Here is a 14,806-nt window from a genome sequence, read left to right as displayed (position 1 = left end):
ACCTGCAGCACCAGGCAGGTTGTGGTGTGCCGGTTAGGGTCCGGACATGAGTGCTGATGTGATCGTGGTGGGCGGCGGGGTCATCGGGTTGACGACAGCGGTGGTACTCGCCGAGCGGGGCGAGCGGGTGCGGGTGTGGGCCCGGAACCCGGCCGCGGAGACCACATCGGCGGTGGCGGGCGCACTGTTCTGGCCGTACCGCATCGAGCCCCGACTGCTCGTCGGCGCCTGGTCGTTGCGGTCGCTCGACGCCTATGTGCCGCTCGCGCAGGATCCGGTGGCGACGGGGGTGCGCATGGTCCCGGGCGTCATGGCCGGTACCTCGCCCGCCGCCCTGGGCGAGTGGTCACGGCGGCTGACCGGGCTGCGCGAGGCCCGGCCCGGCGAACTGCCCCCGGGGTTCGCGCCGGGCCTGCGGGCGACGGTGCCGCTGCTCGACATGCCCGTACATCTGCGGTATCTGTCGGAGCGTCTGGAGGGTGCGGGCGGTGTGGTCGAGCGGCGGGACGTGAGCGATCTGCAGGAGCCGCTCAACGAGGCGCGGACGGTGGTCAACTGCACGGGGCTCGGGGCGCGTTCACTGGTGCCCGACCCTTCGGTGCGGCCGGTGCGCGGACAGCTGGTCGTGGTGGAGAACCCGGGGATCGACGAGTGGTTCGTGGCCACCGAGTCGCCGACGGAGACGACCTACGTCTTCCCGCAGCCGTACGGCGTGATCCTGGGCGGTACCGCGCACGAGGACTCCTGGGAGCGCACCCCCGATCCGGCGATGGCCGCGGCGATCGTCAAGCGCTGCTCACGGATCCATCCGGGGCTCGCCGACGCGCGGGTGCTCGCCCACCGGGTGGGCCTGCGCCCGGCACGCCACGCGGTCCGGATCGAGCGTCAACGCATGGCCGGCGGCGGCCTGTTGGTGCACAACTACGGGCACGGCGGGGCCGGCGTCACCGTGGCCTGGGGGTGCGCGGACACGGCCGCGGGCCTCGTGCCCTGAGCCGCCCCGTTCCGCCGCCTGCGCCGCCCCGTTCCGCCGCCGTGCTGCCCCGAACCGCCGTCCGGGCCGGACACGGGGCCGTCGCCGCATCCGCCCGTAGGAAACGGCGCTGCCCCCCGGGTGTGACCGAGGGGCAGCGCCGTATGCGGTGGTGCGGGGGTTCAGGACTGCTTGGTGCCGGTCCCCGCTTCCGCCTCCGCCTCCACCGGGGCGGGCCCGATGCGGAGTTCGAACTCGCCGTCGTACTTCTCATGGCCCGCGATCACGGCCATCTCGACGGCTTCCTCGCCCCGCTCGCCACGCACGATGAGCGGGTCGCGGCGCAGGTCCTTCATGAGGGCCCAGCACATACCGATCATCACGATGGCGAACGGTGCCGCGACGAGGATGGTGAGGTTCTTCAGACCTTCCAGGGCGTCGGGCTTGCCCTCGCCGATGAGCAGCATGATGGCCGCGACCGCACCGGTCACACAGCCCCAGAAGATGACGACGAACTTGGTCGGTTCGAAGGAGCCCTTCTGCGACAGCGTGCCCATCACGATCGAGGCGGCGTCCGCTCCGGAGACGAAGAAGATACCGACCAGAATCATCACGAGCAGGCTCATCACGGTGGCGATGGGGTACTGCTGCAGCACGGCGAAGAGCTGGCCCTCAGGCGTGGTCTCGCCGGCGAGCTTGCCGTTCTCCTGCAGCTTCATCGCCGTACCGCCGAAGATCCCGAACCACAGGAGCGAGACCGTCGACGGCACCAGGATCACACCGCCGATGAACTGGCGGATGGTCCGGCCCCGGCTGATCCGGGCGATGAACATGCCCACGAAGGGCGTCCAGGAGATCCACCAGGCCCAGTAGAAGACCGTCCAGCTGCCGAGCCAGTCGGCGATGCCCTTACCGCTGGCGGCCTCCGTGCGCCCGGCCATCTGCGGCAGGTCGCCCAGGAACGAGAAGAGCGAGGTCGGCAGCAGATCGAGGACGATGACCGTGGGGCCCACGATGAACACGAAGAACGCCAGGATTCCGGCGAGCACCATGTTGATGTTGGACAGCCACTGGATGCCCTTCTCCACACCGGAGACGGCCGAGGCCACGAAGGCCACGGTCAGGACCGCGATGATGGCGACCAGGACTCCGGTGCTGACCTTCTCGGCCCAGTTGAGCTCGCTCATGCCGCTGCCGATCTGCAGCGCGCCGAGGCCCAGGGAGGCCGCCGAGCCGAACAGCGTCGCGAAGATCGCGAGGATGTCGATGGCCCGGCCGACACCGCCGTTGGCGTGGCGCTCGCCGATCAGCGGCGTGAACACGGCGCTGATGGTCTGCCGGCGGCGGCGCCGGAAGCTGCTGTAGGCGATGGCGAGGCCCACCACCGCGTAGATCGCCCACGGGTGCAGCGTCCAGTGGAAGAGGGTGGTGGCCAGGGAGGTCTCCATGGCCGCCGCCGAGTCCGCCGGGTCGGTGCCCGGCGGATGCGTGGTGTAGTGGCTGAGCGGCTCGCTCACGCCGTAGAACATCAGGCCGATGCCCATACCGGCGCTGAACATCATGGCGACCCACGACACCGTACGGAACTCCGGCGCCTCGCCCTCCGCACCGAGGGTGATCTTTCCGTAGCGGCTGATCGCCAGCCACAGCGCGAAGATCACAAAGCCGGATGCGGCGAGCACGAACGCCCAACCGCCGTTGTGGATCAGCCCGTTGAGCATCTTGCCCGAGAGGTCCTCGAGGCTGTCCGTCCACAGGGCGCCCCAGAACACGAAGAGCAGCGTGAGCACGGCGGTGACGCCGAACACGATGCGGTCGGTCTGGGGTGGTCGTGTTTCGTGCGGGCTGCCGGGGAGGTCCGCCACCACGGGCGGCGGCTCCTCTCCCCGGTCAGCCGTCTTGTCTGCGTCCTGCGTCACAAGTGCACCTTTCGGGGCAGCGAATTTCGGTCTCCGCTACCCCTTACCACAGGTGGCGGCACTATCACCCATCAACAGTCCGTAGCGGGACGCGCTTTGACGAGGTGATAGGCGGCTCGTTCGTCCAGGAGCAGGGGTACAAGTGCCCGCATCGTCTGCTTTACGGGGACGAAGGCACCGTCGCCGCGTGACCTGATCGCAACCCCGTGCAGCCGCAGTTCGTCCTGCACCTCTGCGTACTGCGCGGCGTCGAGGAGATAGCCGCAGGGCGGGTCCTGGAGGGTCTCCGCCGGCTCGGCGGGGTCGTTGTCGGCGCCGCCCAGATAGACCGGTCCGCGGTCGGCGTGACCGGCCCTGCGGGCCGCCGCGGTGGCAGCGGCGATCCGCCCCGCGCGCTCCTCGGTGAAGCCGAACAGTCCGTCGAGGGCGGAGAGTTGGGAGTGGACCCGGCGCCGGTTGTTGTATGCCTCGTCGGCCTTCTCAGCGTCGGTGAGGGGGTCGACGCGGCTCTCGATGAGCAGGCCCACGGAGTGCTTCACACCGGATGCGTTGCGCAGGATGCGCTCCTGCCCGTCCCCTGCGACCTGCTTGATCGGCTCACCGGTGGCGGGGTCGGTCCAGATGCCGTACGTCCCCGTCGAGTACCCGGCCTCCTCGGCCGCGGGCCGCACATGACGCCCCGACAGGATCCGGGCCTCCTTGTGCACGGCGGCGTCGGTGTTGAGGTTGCGCGGCCACAGGTCGAACAGATCCTTGTCGTAGTACGGCGGGGTGGCACCGTACTCGTGCAGGTCGTAGATGACTTCGGGCCGTTCGTCGCGGATGACGGCGGCCAGGGCGCGGCCCTCCGCGGTCTTCAGGGCCATGTGGTCGCGGTTGATGTCGACGCCGTCGGAGTTGCCCCGGGTGTCGGCGGCGCGGCCGTCGGGGTTGGCGGTGGGCACTACGAGGACGGTCGTGGTGGCGAGGAACGCCCGGGTCGCCGCGTCCTTCGCGTAGGCGAGGTCACGCGTCCTGGACAGACAGGCGTCGCGTCCCGACGGCTCGTCGCCGTGCTGGCTGCAGACCAGCAGGACGGTGTTGGCGGTGCGGTGTCCGGCGCCGATCCGGACCAGTTGGAGCGGGCGGTTCTGCTTGGTGGTGCCGATGCGGTCGATGGAGACGTCGTGCTTGTCCCGGTCGATCCGCGCGAGGAAGTCCTGTTCCTCGGGCTGCGTGGTCCAGCGGGCGCCGTTCGTGGTCTCGAAGCCGGTGCGCGGCGGGGTGGTGGCGGCGCCCGCGCTTGCCGGGGTGACGAGGAGCGGGGCCGCGAGCGCGGTCGCGACGGCGAGGACGAGGGTGCGGGGTCTCACGGGGCGGGGCCTCCCTGACGGTGGACGATCGGGTGCGGTGGGGCTGGGGTTGCGGTGGGGCTGGGGGCGCAGTGAGTCCTGCGGCGCAACGGCCCGGCGACTGGAACGGGCCGGCGGCGGAACGGGCCTGCGTTACGGGACGCGCCGCCCTGCCGGCGGATCGGTGAGGCCTTCGTAGCGGCTCTCGCGCGGTGCGGCCTGCTCCGTGCTCCCTGCGGTGGCGGCGGCGAAGGCACGGGCACCGCCGACGAGCGGCAGCGCCGCCCTGGTGCGGGCCAGGTCGAGGCTCAACCTCGGGGTGGAGTCCGGGGGTTCGATGAGCCCGGCGTCGGTGCCGGCCACGATCAGGGCGAGGCGGTGCCCGGCCGGTACGACGTGGTCGCTCGCGGCGACGTCGATGGTCAGGGTGTAGGGCCTGCCCGGGGTGAGCGGACGGCCCTTGTCCGGGTCCGCGTAGGTGCCCAGATCGGCCCAGCCGCGGCTGACCACGGTGAAGTCCACGTCCGCGGTGTCGGCCCGGGTCTCCTTGTAGCAGGGGCTGTCGCCGGTTCTGGCCGCGCCCCAGCAGCTGCGCTCGGTGAGGATGGTGATGCCCTCGCCCGCACCGGTGTAGTCACGGATGGTGTCGGGTCCCAGGTCGACCAGGACGGCCGACAGATGGGCGCTCGAAGTGGACGGGGTGGCGGTCACGGTGACCCGTGAGGAGCCGGACAGACGCAGGTCCTTGGCCAGCGGCCTGGTGACGAAGCCTGCCTTGTCCGGGGTAGCGGTGTCGATCTGCGCGGCCCAGTCGGCCTCGCCGCGCTTCGGGTCGTCCGTGAACGACTCCGCGGCCCCGGCGGGGGCGGGCTTCGGGCCGAGAGTGCCGACGCCGGCCTGTGCGCCCTTGCCGGGACGCAGCGTCGTGGTGGCCGTGCCGCGCGGCGGCCAGTGCCGGTCGGTGGTCCAGCGGTCGGGGGCGCGCTCGATGTCGGCCATCGGCTCGTCGTCCACGCCGTTGTCGTAGCCGAGGAGTTCATGGTCGAACCAGCGGTGCAGGGTGCGCACCCAGTCCGCACGCCGGAAGTCGAAGGGGTCTACGTGGCCGGTCTGGCTCAGCCAGATCTTGCGCTCGACCCCCGCTTCGGCGAGGGCGTCCCACCACTGCCCGAAGTGCTTGGCGCGGACATTGAGGTCCTGCATGCCGTGCACGAGGAAGACACTGGCCCGTACGTCGTCCGCGTCGGGCACATGGTCGCGTTCGTCCCAGAGCGGGGTCCGGTCGCCGCTGCGTGGCGCACCGTCGACCAGACGTTTCTGTACGGCGGCGCAGCGGGCGCGGGCCTCGGGGCTCTCGACATAGTTGGACAGCCACTCCGGGCCCGAGTCGTAGAGCGGGGCGCCCTGCTGGAAGTAGTAGTCGTACCAGGAGGAGATGGCGCCGATCGGGACGATGGTCTTCAGGCCCTCGACTCCGGTGGCGGCGACGCCGTTGGCGACCGTGCCGTCATAGCTCTTGCCGATCATTCCGGTGGCGCCGGTGGTCCAGTTCGCCTGGGCGCGGGCGGTGCCGGTGCGGCTGGTGTAGGCGCGGGCCCGGCCGTTCAGCCAGTCGACGACGGCCTTGGCGGACTGCACGTCGGAGCGGCCGCCGACGTCCACGCAGCCGTCGGAGCGGCTGGTGCCGGCGAGGTCGACGGCGACGAAGGCGTAGCCGCGCGGGACGAAGAAGTTGTCGTAGAACAGCGGGAACTGGACGACCCTGCCGTCCGCGTCATAGGTCTTCTTCTGGCTCTCGTTGCCGCGCCCGCAGCACTGGTAGTACGGGCTGACGTCCATGATCACGGGTATCCGGCGGCCCTGCTGCGCGGGTTCGCGCGGGCGGATGATGTCGGCGGCGACGCGGTCGTTCTTCCCGTCGCCGTCCCCGTCGATCCTGGTGTCGACCCAGACGGATTCACGGATCGCGTCGGCGTAGGAGTAGACGGGTTTGCTCTCCCGGCTTTCGCGGCTCTGTGTGCTCACGTCGGCAGCGTGCGCCGGAGCGGTCAGTACGGCGGCGAACAGGACTGCTACGGCGAGCAGCGCGCGTATCGGCATGCGCGGAACGTACTCCGGTCAACTCCCGCGCAAAAGAGGGCAGTAGCCGACAGTACGAGGCAGAGAAAGGGGCATGAGACGTTTTCGCACATGTCGGCCGAATGGCGATCGTGTGACAGTCGTGACCATGGACATGACCCGGACGGGAGGGTCTGAATAGGGTCGAACAGTCCCTGCAGACCTCCTATTTGAGAACTCTGGAGCTATTCGTGCACCGCAGACTCATCGTCCCGAGCGTGCTCGCGGCCTCGTTCCTGCTGGCGATCCCGGCATCGGCCGCGACCTACTCTCCGGGCGCACCCGGGATCGGCGACCCCTACTACCCGGCAAGCGGCAACGGCGGATACGACGTCTCCCACTACGACCTGCGCCTCAAGTATCAGCCGAAGACGGACCTGCTGGAGGGCACGGCGACGATCCTCGCGACCACCAAGCAGGATCTGTCCCGCTTCAACCTGGACTTCGGTCTGAAGGTCAGCGAGATCCGGGTGAACGGCAAGAAGGCCGCCTTCACCACGTCCGGCACCCAGGAGCTGGAGATCACCCCGGCCGCCGCGCTGCCCAAGGGCAGTGCGGTCACGGTCGTCGTGCGGTACGCGGGCAAGCCGTCCGAGCTCGAGATCAACGGCTTCACGGCCTGGCACCGTACGCCCGACGGCGGGGTCGCGGCGCAGGAGCCCGACTCGGCCGTGTGGTGGTTCCCGTCCAACGACCACCCGCTGGACAAGGCGACCTACGACGTCTCGGTCCAGGTGCCCAACGGCACCCAGGCCATCAGCAACGGCGTCCTGCAGGGCACCCGGCCCGTGGGCTCCGACTGGACCCGCTACAGCTGGCGCTCCAACAAGCCGCAGGCGAGCTATCTGGCGACGCTCGCCGTGGGCAAGTTCGACATCACCACGGACAAGACGGCCACCGGCCTGCCGGTCCTCAACGCCTACAGCAAGGACCTCGGCGACAACGCGGGGGCGGCCCGCGCCAGCATCGAGCGCACGGGGGAGGTCGCGGAGTGGCTGGAGGAGGTCTTCGGGCCCTACCCGTTCAACGCCCTCGGCGGATACGTCCCGAACGTGCCGAGCGGCTACGCCCTGGAGACCCAGACGCGGCCGTTCTACAGCCCGCGCCAGTTCGCGAACGGCTCCAACGTCTCCGTCGTCGTCCATGAACTGGCGCACCAGTGGTACGGCGACAGCGTCTCCGTCGACGGCTGGAAGGACATCTGGGTCAACGAGGGCTTCGCCCGCTACAGCCAGTGGCTCTGGTCCGAGCGCGAGGGCGAGGGCACGGCCCAGGAACTCGCGGACTACGTGTACGCCTCGCACCCCGCGGACGACGAGTTCTGGACGGTCAAGCCGGGCGACCCCGGCCCCGAGAACCAGTTCCACCTGGCCGTGTACGACCGGGGCGCGCTCGCCCTGCAGGCGCTGCGCAACGAGATCGGCGACGAGTCCTTCTTCAAGATCCTCAAGGGCTGGCCGAGTGAGCACGCGTACGGCAACGCGAAGGTGGGGGACTTCGTGAAGTACGCGGAGCGGGTGTCGGGCAAGCCGCTGGCCGCGCTCTTCGACACGTGGCTGTACCAGGCCGCCAAGCCGGGTTCGCCCGCGGCGCGTTCGGCCGAGGTGGCGCCTTCGGGGGCGGATGTGGCCCGGCCCAAGTCGTGGAAGAAGATCGCGGCGACGAACTCCGTGCACGACCACTGACCGCGGGCCCTTTCCTCGGGTCCTTTCCTCGGGCCTTTCCTCGGGCCCTTCCTCGGGTCCTTTCCTCGGGTCCTTTCCTCGGCTCCGTTCAGACGCCGGAGGGGCTGGTCGTTCAGCCCCTCCGGCGTTCCCGCGCCCGGGCCTCTCTCGCCAGCGGCAGATACCGCAGCCGCTCCGGCAGCAGCGGAACCAACACCCTGACCACCCGCCCGAAGCGGCGCAGGCGGCGCTCCTGGGCCGGCGACCACGGCAGACCTATCGCCGTACGCGCATCCGGCGGCATGAGCCCGATCGTGATGAACCGGCGGAAACGGGCCAGGAGGGGGAGCAGCAACGGCCACGCCAGCCGCACCAGGCCCCGTCCGGGCGGCGGCACCGGCCGGTCGACGGCGATGAGTTCGCGTACGACCTCCGTCTCGTCCAGCTCCTCGGCGAGGACCTTGCGGTAGTACGGCCAGAACTCCTCGATCGTCTGGGGCATGTCCCGGTCGCGTATCCCGAGGATCCGCCCCACCTGCAGCCACTCCGCGTACAACTGCCGCTCCTCGGCCTCGGTGTACGGGCGGCGGTTCAGGTACTTGCCGGTGTGCTGGAACACGGGGAAGCCGGTGGCGTGCACCCACGCGTAGTACGCGGGTGTCAGCGCGTGGTAGCGCCGCCCCCGGGTGTCCGTGCCCTGGATCGTCTTGTGCAGCGCACGCAGCCGACGGCCTTCCTCCGCGGCCGATTCGCCGCCGTAGACCCATAGTTGGACCGAGCGCAGGGAGCGCTCTCCGCGGCCCCAGGGGTCGGTCCGGAACACCGAGTGCTCATCGACGCCCGCTCCGACCGCCGGGTGGGCGACCTGCATGGTGAGCGCGGACGGCAGCGTGAGCAGCATGCGGAGATCGCCGGCGATGCTCCACAGGATCCCTCCGGGCGGAGGCGGCGGCGTAGGCGAGGGGGAGGGGGGGCGCGGAGGCGAGTAGGAAGGGGGCCGCGGAGTCTCCTTCATGCGAGCTGCTCCCCCGCGCCCAGGGGGCGCCTCACTCCTGGATCCGTGCCCGGTTTATGGGTGTTCCAGTAGGCGACCGCCATCGTCGGGGCTATCCGCAGGGGCGGTATCACCAGGGCCATCACTACGCGTACGACCCGGCGGAAGCGGCGCAGAGAGCGCTCTTGGCGCGGGGTCCAGGACAGGCCGAGGCGCTCGCGCAGCACCGGCGGCAGGGTGCCTATGTTCACGAGCAGTGCGTAGTGCGCCGAGAGTGCCGCGAAGGGGCGCCACACGAATCCGGGCAGCAGCCGCACCGGTGGCTTCTGCGGACGGGCCAGCTCGTCGAGCACATCCCGCACCGACTGGTTCAACTCAAGGCGGTCGCGGACCATTTCGTCGTAGTAGGCACAGAAGGACTTCCAGTCGGCGGGCATGTGGTGCTCCTTGAGGCCCCAGACCCGGCCGACGTCCCGCATGTCGCGGTAGTACGCCTCCGCCTCCGCGTCGTCGAGTCCCTTGCCGAAGATCCGGTGACCGTCGAAGGCGCCGCGCACCAGGGTCGCGTGCACCCAGTGGTACGCCTCCGGGTTGAGGGCGTGGTAGCGGCGGCCCTGGCCGTCGACGCCCTTCATGTCCCGGTGCACCGCGCGCAGCCGGTCGGCCTCCGCGGTGGCGGCCTGCTGCCCGCCGTAGATCACGGTGCTGAGGGAGCTGACGGTGCGCCACAGGCGCTGCCAGGGCTCCGCGCGGAACTGGGAGTGCTGCTCGACGCCCGCGCCCACCACGGGGTGGGCGACCTGGAGCAGCAGGAGTTGGGGCGAGATCAGAAAGTTGCGGGTGTCGCCGAAGTACCGCCAGGCGGCACCGCCACGTCGCGGAGCTCGTATGGACGAGGCGTACGTGGGGTTGCCCATGCCGTCCGGGCCGCTTGCGCCACTCATGCCGGCAGCTCCCTTCGTTGAATCCGTGTCAGCAGTGTTGACGCGGCCGGTGAAACAAGTCAATAGTCTTTGTAACTTTGACTCTCCAGCTGTGAGGGAACGTCAGATGACCGACAGAGAAGGCGAGTTGGCTCCCGAGGGGCGTACACACTGGAAGCGCACCGCAGTGATGCTCGTGCCCGGCGTGCTCGCGGTCGGCGCCGTGGTGATCGCCCTGGCGCAGGGGGCGATGGCCGCGTCGTTCGCGGTGTCCGGCAAGAACTTCAAGGTCTCGGCCGAAGAGATCACGGGCCAGGGGATATCCAGCTTCCCTTCGTCGATCGGCTCCAAGGACGGCAAGGGACATGCGGTGCTGCTCGCGGGCATCAAGAGCGGTACGGCGAAGGGCGTCTGCCTGTCGATGAAGCAGCGCCTTCCCCTCGTCGGCGAGGTCTCCCTGCTCGTCAAGTCCGGTGCGCAGAGGCCCATTCGGGGCGAGAACCTGGTCGTCAACGCCGACGCGCTGACCAGCAGCGGCGGTCGCGTGACCGGCGTACAGGCCGGCCGTGACGCGTCCACGCTCGATGCCGCACCCGGCGTCTCGGGCCCCGAGGGCCTCTTCGGCGTGCAGGCGGGCACGGCCTTGGCACGCGATGTGAAGTCCACCGCCTGGGCGTCCAACGGGGGTTCGCTCACCCTCGACAAGGTGGAGATCGAGCTGAGCCATGACGGCAAAGAGTGCTACTGAGCAGGGCCCGAGGCAGCCGGAACACCCAGCACGCACAACACGCACAAGACACACAGGACGCACAGGACGCACAGGACGCACAGGGACGGAGGGACGACCGTGATCGGACTCGTGCTCGGCTTCGGCGCCGAGCTCGCCAAGGAGACGGGGGCGTGGCTCGACCGGCTGCTTCCGGCGCCGCGGGCGCGGGCGCGGCTGCGGTCCTGGCGGCGGCGCAGGCCGTTCTGGGCGGGTCTGTGGACCGTGCTCGGCGGGCTGGAGATGATCTTTCTGCCGCTGGCGCCGCTGCCGCTCATGCTGAAGGTCGGCGTCGGCGCGATGTCGGCCATCGGGGTCGGCCTGGTGCTGATCGCGGGCGGTCTCTTCTTCGTGTTCGCGCCCGCGCAGCGGATGTTCGTGTCAGTGGTGACGGCCATCGCCTCGCTGGTGTCGCTCGCCACGACCAATCTGGGCGGCTTCGGTATCGGCGTGGGGCTCGGCCTGCTCGGCTCGTCGATGGCGTTCGGCTGGCTGCCGCACCGGCGTCCCGCCGCACCGGACTCCAGGGCCGTCGCCGCCCCCACCCCGGTGGGTGAGGTGGCGTCCCCAAAAGCGCCTGAGAGCCGCCCCGCACGGCGCACCCCGGCCCTGTCGGCCGGGGGCGGCGCGGCTCTCGTCCTCGTGCTGGCCGCCGGCCTGCTCGCCGGTGCGCCCGGCACCGGAGTGGCCGCGGAACGCTGCCGCGAACCGAAGCGGCTGCCGTGGCCCCTGAACCATCTGCCGGCGCCCCCGCTGCCCTGGGAGCGCGATCTGCCGCTGTGCCCCGACGGCACCGGGGACGGTCAAGTGCCTGACGAGGGGGGCCCGTTGAGCCCAGGAAGCGGCGGCCCGTCGAACCCCGCAGGCGGCCCCCGTACCGATGAAGACGCCGAGCGCACGGACGAGAAGGGCGGCGAGGACGGCAAGGGAGCAGAGGACGGGGGCGAGGACGGGGGCGAGGGCGGCGGCGCCGAGGTCTCGCTGCCGTGTCTGACCGGCGTCGACACCGGGGGCCTCGACAACCCGCCGCCCGAAGGCGAGCCGCCCTCCGGGGCCGGACCCTCCTCCGGGGGCAAGAACGGCGTCCCCGAAAAGACCGCCGGGCGCGGCAGGACGGGCGCGCCCGACGACCTCACCGCGCTCAAACCACCGCTCGTCGTCGGCGATCAGCCGGGCCCCGGCCGCGCGACCTACCCCGTCAGCCCCTATCACCCCACCGTCGACGCCGCCCGGCTCGCCGCCACTGACGCGATCATTCACGGATCCACCTATCTGCCGACGGCCGGTGGCGGGCGGATCAAGGTGCTGTGGGTGCACGCCGAGCGGATCGTCGCCCGTGACTACCACTTCGAGGTCAAGGGACCCGGCGGCCGTACGCATGTGCTGGACGTGCAGCTGGACATCCGTGACGTCGATGTCTACGCGACCTACCTGAAGGGAGCGATCGAGATTCCGCATCTCAGGGTCAGGACCCCGCGGATCTGCGTCGGCGCGGATGTGATCCCCGCGAATCTGCCCGTCGCCGTCCAACTTCCCGAACTCACCTTGGCACCGGTGACAGCCGGGCAGGTACTCGTGGATGCTGCCGATGTCCGCTACACCATTCTCAACAGCAGCCCTCTGCGGGGCAGTTGAGAAGTCGCCCGCAGAGGCGACAGCAATCGGGGAAGCCGCAGCAGAGAGAGCAGAGGAGCAGCATGGGCCGTTACAGCCGGCTGCGGGCCATCCGCCGGATGGATCCGCACCGTGACTACGAACAGATACACAAGCTCATCTCGCAGTATGAGTTCCCTTGGGACTACAGCCAGGGCATCGCTGTCGCCTTCATACGCGACTACGGAGTGCCCCGGATCGCCGAACTCCTCGACCGCACCCAGGAGTTCGAGAAGGCCGGACAGAAGCGCTACGACGACACACTGCTGTTCGCCTACGAGATGGCCGAGGACGGCTTCGACTCGGAGCGCGGCCGGGCCGCGGCCCGCCACCTCAACCGCATCCACGGCAAGTACAAGATCGCCAACGAGGACTTCCTGTACGTCCTCGCCACCACCGTCGTCGGCCCCAAGCGCTGGATCGACCGCTTCGGCTGGCGGCGCCTGTGCGCCAACGAGGTCGAGTCGCTCGCCCTGGTCGGCCACAAACTTGCGCAGCTGATGAACATCGAGGGCGCCCCGACGACGTACGACGGCTTCGAGAAGCTGCTCGACGACTACGAGCGCGAGATGTTCGCCTACTCCCCCGCCAACCACCGGGTCGCCACCGCCACCTTCCGGGTCACGTCCTCCTGGTATCCGGGGCCGCTGCGCCCGCTGATCGCCCGGTTCACCCTGGCACTCCTCGACGAGCCGCTGCTGCGCGCGATCGGCTACGAACCGCAGCCGCGCTGGATACGCCGGCTCGCCGAACGCGCGGTCCGGGCGCGCTCCCAGTTCGTCCGGGCGCTGCCGCCGCGGCCCCGCTGGTGGCCCAGCAAGCCCAAGCCCCGTTCGTATCCCTTCGGTTACACCCTCGACGACCTGGGTCCGCACTGGGCCCATGGCCGACCGCTCACCCCGCTCTCCGACGAGCAGCCGCTGGAGCCCCGATGACCGCAGAGAGTCCATCCGCGCAAGGTCCGACAGCGCAAGGTCCGGCCGCACAGAGCCCGGCCGGAGCGAGCTCCGTCTTCGCCGTCCGTTCCCCCGCCACGGGGCAGGTGGTGTCCGAGCATCCCGTGCACGGTGCGGAGGAAGTGGCCGCCGCGGTGGCGCGCGGCCGGCGGGCCGCCGCAGCGTGGGCGGGCCTCGGCTGGTCCGGGCGCAAGCAGCGGCTGCTCGCCTGGAAGCGCTCTCTCGCCCGCCGGATGGATGAGCTGGCGTCCCTGGTGGCCGAGGAGACCGGGAAGCCGGTGCACGACGCCAGGGCCGAAGTGCTGCTCGCCGTCGTCCATCTGGACTGGGCGGCGCGCAACGCCAGGCGGGTGCTCAAGGTGCGCCGGGTGCCGTCCGGGCCGCTCTCCGCCCATCAGCGGGCGCTGCTCGGCTACCGGCCGCTCGGTGTGATCGGGGTGATCGGCCCCTGGAACTACCCCGTGTACACCCCGATGGGCTCGATCGGCTATGCGCTCGCCGCGGGCAACGCCGTGGTCTTCAAGCCCTCCGAACTGACCGCGGGGGTCGGTGAGTTCCTGGCCGCGTCGTTCGCGGACGCGGCGCCCGACTGTGCCGATCTCCTGCAGTGCGTGACAGGGCCGGGTGAGACCGGGCAGGCCCTCGCCGCCGCGGGCGTCGACAAGGTCGCCTTCACCGGCTCGCCCGGTACGGCCCGCAAGGTGGCGGCCGTCTGCGCCGGTTCGCTGACCCCGCTGCTCGCCGAGTGCGGCGGCAAGGACGCGGTCCTGGTCGACGCCGACGCCGACCTGGGCGCGGCCGCCGATGCCGTGGTGTGGGGCGCGATGGCGAACGCCGGGCAGACCTGCGCGGGTGTGGAGCGGGTGTACGCGGTCGAGTCCGTGCACGAGGAGCTGTGCGAGCGGATCGTGCGGGCGGCCCGCGAACTGGCCCCCGGCACGCAGTACGGCCCGATGACGCTGAGCGGTCAACTCGACGTCGTGGACCGGCATATGAAGGAGGCTCTGGCCGGCGGGGCCCGGGCGCCCCTGGGCGGGCCCGAGTCGGTACGGCCGCCCTATGTACACCCGGTGGTGCTCGTGGACGTCCCCGAGGACTCGCCCGCGATGACCGAGGAGACCTTCGGGCCTGTGGTGGCGGTGAACCGGGTCCGCGACCTGGACGAGGCGGTGACCCGGGCCAATGCCTCGGCGTACGGCCTGGGGGCCGCCGTGTTCAGCGGCTCGCGGGCGCGCGGCCTCGCGGTGGCCCAGCGCCTCGACTCCGGTGCCGTGGCCGTCAATTCGGTGCTCGGCTTCGCGGCGGTGCCCTCGCTGCCGTTCGGCGGGACCGGGGAGTCGGGGTACGGGCGGATCCACGGCGAGGAGGGGCTGCGGGCGTTCGCGGTGCCGCGGTCCGTGACGGTCAGACGGTTCGCGCCGTACGCCGATCTCACGTCGTTCGCGACCGCCCGTGAGCGGGCGGAACGGGCCGTGGAACTGGGGCGCAGGATCCACGCACGGATCTGAC

11 protein-coding genes are annotated in these 14,806 nt (G+C 70.7%); 6 read left to right on the top strand and 5 right to left on the bottom strand.

The window, feature by feature from the left end; translation table 11 throughout:
* The first annotated feature begins 46 nt into the window (after positions 1–46).
* The gene (locus ACFQVC_RS05010) at positions 47–994 is read left to right on the top strand and encodes an FAD-dependent oxidoreductase (protein ID WP_381826798.1); all 948 of its coding nucleotides are present in this window, start codon (positions 47–49) and stop codon (positions 992–994) included.
* A gap of 161 nt (positions 995–1,155) precedes the next feature.
* Here the strand turns inward: ACFQVC_RS05010 and ACFQVC_RS05005 are convergent, their stop codons facing one another.
* From ACFQVC_RS05005 to ACFQVC_RS04995, 3 genes are all read right to left on the bottom strand, one after another.
* Positions 1,156–2,892 (bottom strand): BCCT family transporter, encoded by a 1,737-nt coding sequence (locus ACFQVC_RS05005; protein WP_381826796.1) that lies wholly within the window; start codon positions 2,890–2,892, stop codon positions 1,156–1,158.
* A 71-nt stretch (positions 2,893–2,963) separates the two neighbouring features.
* Positions 2,964–4,244, bottom strand: coding sequence for a M14 family metallopeptidase (locus tag ACFQVC_RS05000; protein WP_381826794.1), 1,281 nt, complete (start codon positions 4,242–4,244; stop codon positions 2,964–2,966).
* Between the two features lie 132 nt (positions 4,245–4,376).
* Positions 4,377–6,323 carry a Xaa-Pro dipeptidyl-peptidase gene (locus ACFQVC_RS04995; RefSeq protein ID WP_381826792.1) on the bottom strand — a complete coding sequence of 649 codons (1,947 nt, stop codon included), beginning with the start codon at positions 6,321–6,323 and terminating at the stop codon, positions 4,377–4,379.
* Between the two features lie 209 nt (positions 6,324–6,532).
* Between ACFQVC_RS04995 and ACFQVC_RS04990 the strand changes: the two genes are divergently transcribed.
* On the top strand, positions 6,533–8,026 hold the full coding sequence (locus tag ACFQVC_RS04990; RefSeq protein WP_381826790.1) for a M1 family metallopeptidase: 1,494 nt from the start codon (positions 6,533–6,535) through the stop codon (positions 8,024–8,026).
* Positions 8,027–8,138: 112 nt separating this feature from the next.
* On the opposite strand, the gene ACFQVC_RS04985 is transcribed toward ACFQVC_RS04990, so the two are convergent.
* Complete coding sequence (locus ACFQVC_RS04985; protein ID WP_381826788.1) at positions 8,139–8,906, bottom strand: oxygenase MpaB family protein; 768 nt, start codon at positions 8,904–8,906, stop codon at positions 8,139–8,141.
* A 110-nt stretch (positions 8,907–9,016) separates the two neighbouring features.
* Positions 9,017–9,943, bottom strand: a complete 927-nt coding sequence (locus ACFQVC_RS04980; RefSeq protein ID WP_381826786.1) for an oxygenase MpaB family protein — start codon at positions 9,941–9,943, stop codon at positions 9,017–9,019.
* Positions 9,944–10,049: 106 nt separating this feature from the next.
* On the opposite strand from ACFQVC_RS04980, the gene ACFQVC_RS04975 reads away from it, so the two are divergent.
* The 4 genes from ACFQVC_RS04975 (at position 10,050) to ACFQVC_RS04960 (ending at position 14,805) form a co-directional block, all read left to right on the top strand.
* Positions 10,050–10,670: a DUF6230 family protein gene (locus ACFQVC_RS04975; protein WP_381826784.1), complete on the top strand. Its 621-nt coding sequence runs from the start codon at positions 10,050–10,052 to the stop codon at positions 10,668–10,670.
* A gap of 99 nt (positions 10,671–10,769) precedes the next feature.
* Entirely contained in the window at positions 10,770–12,323 is a 1,554-nt protein-coding gene (locus ACFQVC_RS04970; protein ID WP_381826782.1) for a DUF6114 domain-containing protein, read from the top strand.
* 62 nt (positions 12,324–12,385) lie between these two features.
* A complete protein-coding gene (locus tag ACFQVC_RS04965) occupies positions 12,386–13,276 on the top strand; it encodes an oxygenase MpaB family protein (protein ID WP_381826780.1) in 891 nt (296 codons plus the stop codon).
* Positions 13,273–14,805 (top strand): aldehyde dehydrogenase family protein, encoded by a 1,533-nt coding sequence (locus tag ACFQVC_RS04960; RefSeq protein ID WP_381826778.1) that lies wholly within the window; start codon positions 13,273–13,275, stop codon positions 14,803–14,805. The genes ACFQVC_RS04965 and ACFQVC_RS04960 overlap by 4 nt, the downstream gene beginning before the upstream one ends.
* Position 14,806: the final 1 nt, after the last annotated feature.

Source organism: Streptomyces monticola (genome assembly GCF_042665355.1).
Taxonomy (GTDB): domain Bacteria; phylum Actinomycetota; class Actinomycetes; order Streptomycetales; family Streptomycetaceae; genus Streptomyces; species Streptomyces monticola.
The sequence above is the reverse complement of the archived record's forward strand: the minus strand, read 5'-3'. Positions and strand labels throughout refer to the sequence as shown.

Bases quoted from the DNA above. Each gene is read 5' to 3' on its own strand.
- ACFQVC_RS04995 (WP_381826792.1), bottom strand. From the start codon at position 6,323: ATGCCGATACGCGCGCTGCTCGCCGTAGCAGTCCTGTTCGCCGCCGTA.
- ACFQVC_RS04985 (WP_381826788.1), bottom strand. From the start codon at position 8,906: ATGCTGCTCACGCTGCCGTCCGCGCTCACCATGCAGGTCGCCCACCCG.
- ACFQVC_RS04980 (WP_381826786.1), bottom strand. From the start codon at position 9,943: ATGAGTGGCGCAAGCGGCCCGGACGGCATGGGCAACCCCACGTACGCC.
- ACFQVC_RS04975 (WP_381826784.1), top strand. From the start codon at position 10,050: ATGACCGACAGAGAAGGCGAGTTGGCTCCCGAGGGGCGTACACACTGG.
- ACFQVC_RS05010 (WP_381826798.1), top strand. From the start codon at position 47: ATGAGTGCTGATGTGATCGTGGTGGGCGGCGGGGTCATCGGGTTGACG.
- ACFQVC_RS04965 (WP_381826780.1), top strand. From the start codon at position 12,386: ATGGGCCGTTACAGCCGGCTGCGGGCCATCCGCCGGATGGATCCGCAC.
- ACFQVC_RS04960 (WP_381826778.1), top strand. From the start codon at position 13,273: ATGACCGCAGAGAGTCCATCCGCGCAAGGTCCGACAGCGCAAGGTCCG.